We start from the raw sequence: 6,431 nt of genomic DNA on the forward strand, positions 1-6,431 counted from the left end.
GGCTCGGCCGTGGTCGGCCCGCACACCCCGCCGGCCGCCGTGGCCGCGCTCTGCGCCACCGGCGTACTGGTCGACGGGTCGGCGCTCGGTGCCCGGGCGCGGGCCGCCCTCGCGCCGGACCTGCTCGCGGTGCTCGACGCGCCGCCGCCGGGCGCCGACCCGCTCGCGAACGAGGCGCGCAGCGTGCGGCAGCGGCGAGCGGCCTTGCGGTGGCACGCGGCCGGGCTGGCCGGTGGTGCCCTGCCCACCGTCACCGCGGTCCTGGCCACCCGCCGCCCCGAACTGTTGGCCCCGGTGCTGGGGATGCTCGTCGCGCAGACGTACCCCCAGCTGGAGATCGTGGTCTGTCTGCACGGGGTGCCGGCGCCGGCGGCGCTGGCCGAGGCGCTGGCCGGCCGCCCGCACCAGGTCGTCGAGCTGCCCGCGGCGACCAGCTTCGGCGCGGTGCTCGGCGCGGCCACCGCGTGCGCCGCCGGGACGCTGGTGACCAAGGTGGACGACGACGACACCTATGGGCCGGACCACGTCTGGGACCTGGTGCTGGCCCGGCACTACTCCGGCGCGACGCTGGTCGGCAAGGGCAGCGAGCTCGTCCTCCTCGAGGACCGCGGCACGGTGCTGCGGCGCCGCGCGGGCGCGGCCGAGGCGTTCGGCGAGGTGGTCTCCGGCGGCACGATGCTGCTGGCCAAGGGCGATCTCGAGGCGGTCGGCGGCTGGCGGCCCGTGCCGCGCTCGGTCGACCTCGGCCTGATCCAGCGGCTCGTCCGGGCGGGCGGCGGCGTCTACCGCACCCACCCGCTCGGCTACGTCTACCACCGCCGGGCCACCGGCCACACCTGGGACCCGGGCGAGGACTACTTCCTGCGCCTCGCGTCGACCACCTGGCCGGCGATCCCGCCCTCCTGGCTCTAGATCCGGCCGCCGCGCCAGCCGTCGACCGGGAGGCCGAACTTCGCGACCAGGCGGTCCGTGAACGGGCGTGGGCGCAGCCGGACGATCCGCACCGGCAGCGAGCCGCGCTGGACCGTCACCTGTGTGCCCGGTGGCAGGTCGTAGACGCGGCGGCCGTCGCAGCAGAGCACCGCGAGCGTCGTGAACGGGTCGACGGTCAGGGTGAAGGTCGACGTCGGCGCGGTCACCAGCGGCCGGCTGAACAGCGCGTGCGCGCTGATCGGCACCAGCAGCAGCGCCTCGACCTCGGGCCAGACGACCGGGCCGCCGCCGGAGAAGGCGTACGCCGTCGAACCCGTCGGCGTCGCACACACCACCCCGTCGCAGCCGTAGCGCGACAGCGGCCGCCCGTCGACGTCGACGAGCAGCTCCAGCATCCCGGCCCGCTGTCCCTTCTCGACGCTCACCTCGTTGAGCGCCCAGGACTCGACCACCTCGCCGCCGGGTGTCAGCTCCGCGCGTACGTCCAGGGTCAGCCGCTCGTCCACCGTGTAGTCACGGTTGACCACGTCGCGGACAGCCTGGTCCAGGTCGTCGATCTCGGCCTCCGCGAGGAAGCCGACCTTGCCGAGGTTGATGCCGAGCAGCGGCGCCTTCGCCGGACGGGCCAGCTCCGCGGCGCGCAGGAACGTGCCGTCACCACCGAGCGCGAAGACGATCTCGGCACCGTCGGCGGCGTCGAGGTCACTGCGCGGCACGACACCGGGCACCTCCAGGTCGGAGGCCTCGTCGGCCACCACCCGCACCTCGAAACCGGCCTTGATCAGGTCGGTCGCGACCGTCCGGGCATGCTCGGTGCTCCGCCGCCTACCTGTATGGGTGACCAGCAGCGCAACGCGGGTCATGCTCGTGCCTCGCTTCGCGAGCCCCGGCATTCGCCCGCGGGACTGAGCCGGCCGATTCGCTCCCTACGGTCGCTCATACCGCCTCCTCGCGGACTGCCCCAGGGCCGGCCGCGACGACGGCGCGCACCTCGTCGGGGACGACGGGTGGCGCGTCGCGCCGGAGCCAGACGAAGAACTCGACGTTGCCGCTCGGGCCGGGCAGTGGACTGGCCACCACGCCGGCCACACCGAGGCCGAGCTCGGCGGCCGCGGCGGCGACGTCGAGCACCGCCTCGGCGCGCAGTTCCGGCTCGCGGACCACACCGCCCTGTCCTACCCGTTCCTTTCCGACCTCGAACTGGGGTTTCACCATCAGCGCGAGGTCGCCCTCGGGCTCGGTGCACGCGGCGAGGGCCGGCAGCACCAGGCGCAGCGAGATGAACGACAGGTCGGCCACGGTCAGTGCGACCAGGCCACCGATCTGATCCGGTTCGAGGGTACGGACGTTGGTGCGCTCGACGACGCGTACGCGGGGATCGGTCCGCAGCGACCAGGCCAGCTGGCCGTAGCCGACGTCGACGGCAGCCACCTCGGCGGCGCCGGCCCGCAGCAGCACCTCGGTGAAGCCGCCCGTGGACGCGCCGGCGTCCAGGCACCGCCGCCCCTTGACGGTCAGCCCACGCGGCCCGAAGCCGGCGAGGGCGCCGAGCAGCTTGTGCGCGCCGCGCGAGACGTAGCTCGGGTCGTCGCCGGTGACCAGGACCGGGTCGGCGGGGTCGACCATCGCCGCCGGCTTGCGGGCGCGCACGCCACGGACCTTGACCCGGCCGGCCTCGACCAGCTCGGCGGCCTGTTCCCGGGACCGGGCCAGCCCGCGCCGGACCAGCTCGGTGTCGAGTCGGTTTCGACGAGCCATGACCAGCCGGAGCTCTAGGCCTGGTCGATGGTGGCGAGGGTCTCCCGCAGGGTGCGGTAGGCGGCCTCGTACTCGGCGATCTGGTCGGCCGGCGACAGCTCGACCGCGTTGGCCATCGAGCGGATCGCGGCGTCGACGGCCGGGTGGCCGGAGAGCCCGTCGGCCGGCGGCGCCGGCTCGACGGGCGGGGCCGCCGGTGCCGGCCGGGCGAACATCCCCGGGTTCGGGACGGGTGCGGTCATGAAGCTCCGCCTGCCTTCTTCGCCGGTGCCTTCTTGGCGACCTTGCGGGGGGTGGTGGTGGCCTTCTTGGCCGGCGTGGCCTTCTTGGCCGGGGTCGGCGCGGGCGCCGGCGTGGCGACCGGCTCGGTCCCGTCGAGCTCGTCGGCGATGGACGCGGCCGTCTTCTTGACCGCCGTCTTCTTCGCGACGGCCTTCTTCGCCGGGGCGGGGCTCGTCTTGGCGGTGGTCGCGGCGGCCTTCTTGGCCAGGGCCTTCTCGGCCGGCGTGCGCTTGGCCGGTGCGGCCGGCGGCGGCACGGCGGCCGCCTCGGCGGCGTCAGCGCGGGCCTTCTCGGCGCGCAGCTCGACCTCGAGGTCACGGACCCGGGTGTTCAGCTCGGCGACCTCGTCGGCGGTGGCCAGACCCACCCGGCCGAGCGCCTTGTCGACCTCGAAGCGGATCAGCTTGACCAGCGCCTCGCGGTTCGCGGCGCTCGTCGTGACCATCTCCTCGGCGATCGCCGTCAGTTGCGCCGCCGTGGCGCCGCTCTTGCCGACGAGCTTGCGGGCGACCTTCTGCGCCTTCTTCCGCGACGTCTCCGTCGCGCCCAGGGCCAGCTCCAGGTATGCCCGCCACGCGTCCTGCATCGTCTGCTTCCTCTCCCCAACGGTTCGGGCTCTCGGGACTTGCCGAGAAGAATCGGTCAGCTCCGGGTCCACGCTACCGGGCGCTTGTGTCGGCCTTGTGCGGTACCGTGCCGGGAGATCACGTGCCACGAGGGGAGCAGCGGTTTGGCCACCGTCGACGAGTGCCGGGACGCCATGCACGAGCTGGCGGCGAGGTTGGGCGGCAACGCCGAGGCGCAGAGCCGGCTCGACCTCGAACGCACCGTGGCATGCCGGTTGACCGACCTGGGCGCGGCCTTCCACGGCCGGCTGCACAACGGGCAACTGATCGACATCGCCGACGGTGACGACCCCAAGGCGAAGATCGCGCTGACCCTCAAGAGCGACGACTTCCTCGCCCTGGTCCGCGGCGACCTCGACGTCACCCGCGCGATCGCGGCGGGTCAGATGCGCATCAAGGCCAACCCGTTCGACCTGCTCAAGCTGCGCAAGCTCCTCTAGAGCCCCAGGGCTCGCAGGGTCTTCGTGGCCTCGTCGCCGGCGCCTTCGATGCCGGTGACGTCCGTGCCGGTCCATGCCGCCGCGGCGATCGTCCGGAGGGCGGCGACCGGGTCGCCGTGGCCCTCGAGCCGGCCGTCGGTGACCCGCCAGCCGGTGCCCTCGCCGGTGATCGCGAGCGTCTCCACGTCGTCGAAGAGCCCGGACAGGTCCTTGGCGACGTAGGTCGGGCGTTGCGTCTCCGGCGCCGCGACCAGGTCGCGGGGTTGGCTCACCCCGGTCAGCACGAGCAGGCTGTCGAGCCCCGCCCGCACCGCGCCCTCGATGTCGGTGTCGAGGCGGTCGCCGACCACCACCGGGCGCCGGGCCGAGTCCTTCTTGACGGCTTCCTCGAACAGCACCGGCTCCGGCTTGCCGATCACCTCGTCCGGGTCGCGGTCGAGGGCGGTGCGCAGCACCGAGACCAGTGAGCCGTTGCCCGGCAGCGGTCCGCGCGGGCTCGGCAGGGTGCGGTCGGTGTTGGTGGCGATCCAGAGCGCACCCGCGCGTACGGCGAGCGCCGCCTCGGCCAGGATCACCCAGCCGACCTCGCGGCCGTAGCCCTGCACGACCGCGACCGGCTTGTCGTCCGCGCTGGCCACCGGCGTCAGGCCGACGTCGGTGACCTCCTGGCGCAGCGCGTCGGCGCCGACGACCAGCACCCGCGCGCCGGGTTCGAGCCGGTCCGCCAGGCGCCGGGCGGCGGCCGCGGCGGAGGTCAGCACCTCGTCGGCGACGGCCGGCACACCGAGCCCGGTCAGCAGGTCGGCGACCGCGGCGGCCCGCCGGCTGGCGTTGTTCGTCGCGTACGCGACCGCCCGACCGTCGGCGTGCAACCGCTTGACCGCCTCCACCGCGCCCGGCACCGCGCTGTCGGACAGGTAGATGACCCCGTCCAAATCGAAGATCACCAGGTCGTACGCGTCAGCGAGCCGACCGGACGCCGGCGGCGGCAGGGTCATCGCTTGTCGTCGGTGTCGTCGATCTCTGGAAGCACCTTGCGGTCGTCCGCGTCGAGGTCGGCGTCCGGGTCGGCGTCGATCTCCGCGTCGACCGGTGACCCGTCCTCCGGCTGCCCCTCGGCGTCGACCTCGAGGGTGTCGTCGGCGACCCGGGCGACCTCGACCGGCACGTCGTCCGGGCCGACCTCCTCCGGCAGGCCGTCGGCCGCGGTCCGCACGGGCTGGTCGGCCGCGACCTCGCCCGGCAGCTCGTTGTCGTCGGCCTCCTCGTCGACCTCGACGTCCACGGCGGCGTCGTCGTCGGCCCGGCCCTCGGAGTCGAGCTCGACGTCGTCCTCGTCGTCGTCCTCGTCGTCGCCGTCCTCGTCGGCCTCCTCGACCTCGGCGGCCTCGACCAGGACGTCATCCTCCTCGTCCTGGTCGTCGTCGCCGTCCGCCAGCGCCGCGTAGGTGCCGGAGGCGTCGTCGTCGCCCGACTCGTCCTCGTCGTCGCCCTCGATCGTCACGCCGTCGAGCTCCAGCAGGCGCTCGGCGGCGTCCGTCGCGCCGTCCTCGTCGACCTCGGCCGCGCGGGCGAACCACTCACGCGCCTCGTCGCGGCGGTCGGCGGCGAGCAGGGCATCGGCGTACGCGTACCGCAGCCGGCCCGCCCACGGCTCCTCGGACCCGCTGGTCAGCTCGCGGACCTGGAGCATCGCGACGGCGGCGTCCTTCTGGCCGAGGTCACCACGCGCGCCGGCGGCCACGATGAGCAGCTCGACGGCGTCGGCCGGGGCCAGCGCGGCCCGGTCGGCCCCACGGTAGAGGTCGATCGCCCGCTCGGGCCGGCCGAGCGCGCGCTCGCAGTCGGCGAGCACGGCCAGGTGGTCCTGGCGTCCGGTCATCCGGTGGTACGTGCGCAGCTCGCCGATCGCCACCTGCCACTCACCGGCGTGGTACGCGGCCAGCCCGACCGCCTCCCGCACCGCGGCGATCCGCGAGGCGAGCCGGCGGGCGGCCAGCGCGTGCGCCAGCGCCTCGTCCGGGTCGTCGTCGATCAGGCGACCGGTCGCGACCAGGTGCCGCGCCACGATCTCGGCCACGGGGCGGTTGAGCCCGAGCAGCTCGGCGCGGACGTCCTTGTCGAGGTCGTTCGCGGTGATGTCCTCGGGGATCTGCGGGCCGACGGGCGTCGACGGACGCTCCTCGCGGCCCTCGTCGCGGGGGCCACGGTCCCGGTCGCGGTCGTCCCGGTCGCGGAAGCCGCCCTCGCGCGGGCCGGAGCGGAAGCCACCCCGGTCGTCGCGGCCGCGGAAGCCACCGCGGTCGTCGACCAGACGGTGGCCGAGAAGTTCCTCTTCTAGTGGTCGGTGACGACGGCGCGTCAACGCCGACGATCGCCGACTTGCGGAAGC

General features: G+C 74.5%; 8 protein-coding genes. 2 read left to right on the plus strand and 6 right to left on the minus strand.

Going from position 1 to position 6,431, the window contains the following annotated elements; all coding sequences use genetic code 11:
• Window positions 1-912: hypothetical protein (locus AB0H87_RS35955; protein ID WP_360156282.1), on the plus strand; the 912-nt coding region annotated here is incomplete at its 5' end.
• Here AB0H87_RS35955 and AB0H87_RS35960 read toward each other — a convergent pair.
• From AB0H87_RS35960 to AB0H87_RS35975, 4 genes are all read right to left on the minus strand, one after another.
• Window positions 909-1,796, minus strand: coding sequence for an NAD kinase (locus AB0H87_RS35960; RefSeq protein WP_360156285.1), 888 nt, complete (start codon window positions 1,794-1,796; stop codon window positions 909-911). The two genes, AB0H87_RS35955 and AB0H87_RS35960, sit on opposite strands and share 4 nt — an antisense overlap.
• Before the next feature lie 73 nt (window positions 1,797-1,869).
• Window positions 1,870-2,691: a TlyA family RNA methyltransferase gene (locus AB0H87_RS35965; RefSeq protein ID WP_360156288.1), complete on the minus strand. Its 822-nt coding sequence runs from the start codon at window positions 2,689-2,691 to the stop codon at window positions 1,870-1,872.
• Window positions 2,692-2,705: 14 nt separating this feature from the next.
• Window positions 2,706-2,933: a hypothetical protein gene (locus AB0H87_RS35970; RefSeq protein ID WP_360156291.1), complete on the minus strand. Its 228-nt coding sequence runs from the start codon at window positions 2,931-2,933 to the stop codon at window positions 2,706-2,708.
• The gene (locus AB0H87_RS35975) at window positions 2,930-3,559 is read right to left on the minus strand and encodes a hypothetical protein (protein WP_360156294.1); all 630 of its coding nucleotides are present in this window, start codon (window positions 3,557-3,559) and stop codon (window positions 2,930-2,932) included. Before AB0H87_RS35975 ends, AB0H87_RS35970 begins: the two co-directional genes overlap by 4 nt.
• A gap of 144 nt (window positions 3,560-3,703) precedes the next feature.
• Here AB0H87_RS35975 and AB0H87_RS35980 point away from each other — a divergent pair, with 144 nt between their 5' ends.
• Window positions 3,704-4,039 carry an SCP2 sterol-binding domain-containing protein gene (locus tag AB0H87_RS35980; RefSeq protein WP_360156297.1) on the plus strand — a complete coding sequence of 112 codons (336 nt, stop codon included), beginning with the start codon at window positions 3,704-3,706 and terminating at the stop codon, window positions 4,037-4,039.
• Here the strand turns inward: AB0H87_RS35980 and AB0H87_RS35985 are convergent.
• Both AB0H87_RS35985 and AB0H87_RS35990 read right to left on the minus strand, forming a co-directional pair.
• Window positions 4,036-5,037, minus strand: coding sequence for an HAD-IIA family hydrolase (locus tag AB0H87_RS35985; protein WP_360156300.1), 1,002 nt, complete (start codon window positions 5,035-5,037; stop codon window positions 4,036-4,038). The genes AB0H87_RS35980 and AB0H87_RS35985 overlap by 4 nt on opposite strands.
• A complete protein-coding gene (locus tag AB0H87_RS35990; protein WP_360156303.1) occupies window positions 5,034-6,107 on the minus strand; it encodes a hypothetical protein in 1,074 nt (357 codons plus the stop codon). The genes AB0H87_RS35985 and AB0H87_RS35990 overlap by 4 nt, the downstream gene beginning before the upstream one ends.
• Window positions 6,108-6,431 lie beyond the last annotated feature (324 nt).

The organism is Asanoa sp. NPDC050611, assembly GCF_040654855.1.
Taxonomy (GTDB): domain Bacteria; phylum Actinomycetota; class Actinomycetes; order Mycobacteriales; family Micromonosporaceae; genus Asanoa.

Excerpts from the sequence above, each read along its gene's own strand:
- AB0H87_RS35960 (WP_360156285.1), bottom strand. The coding sequence starts at position 1,796 with ATGACCCGCGTTGCGCTGCTGGTCACCCATACAGGTAGGCGGCGGAGC.
- AB0H87_RS35965 (WP_360156288.1), bottom strand. The coding sequence starts at position 2,691 with ATGGCTCGTCGAAACCGACTCGACACCGAGCTGGTCCGGCGCGGGCTG.
- AB0H87_RS35970 (WP_360156291.1), bottom strand. The coding sequence starts at position 2,933 with ATGACCGCACCCGTCCCGAACCCGGGGATGTTCGCCCGGCCGGCACCG.
- AB0H87_RS35975 (WP_360156294.1), bottom strand. The coding sequence starts at position 3,559 with ATGCAGGACGCGTGGCGGGCATACCTGGAGCTGGCCCTGGGCGCGACG.
- AB0H87_RS35985 (WP_360156300.1), bottom strand. The coding sequence starts at position 5,037 with ATGACCCTGCCGCCGCCGGCGTCCGGTCGGCTCGCTGACGCGTACGAC.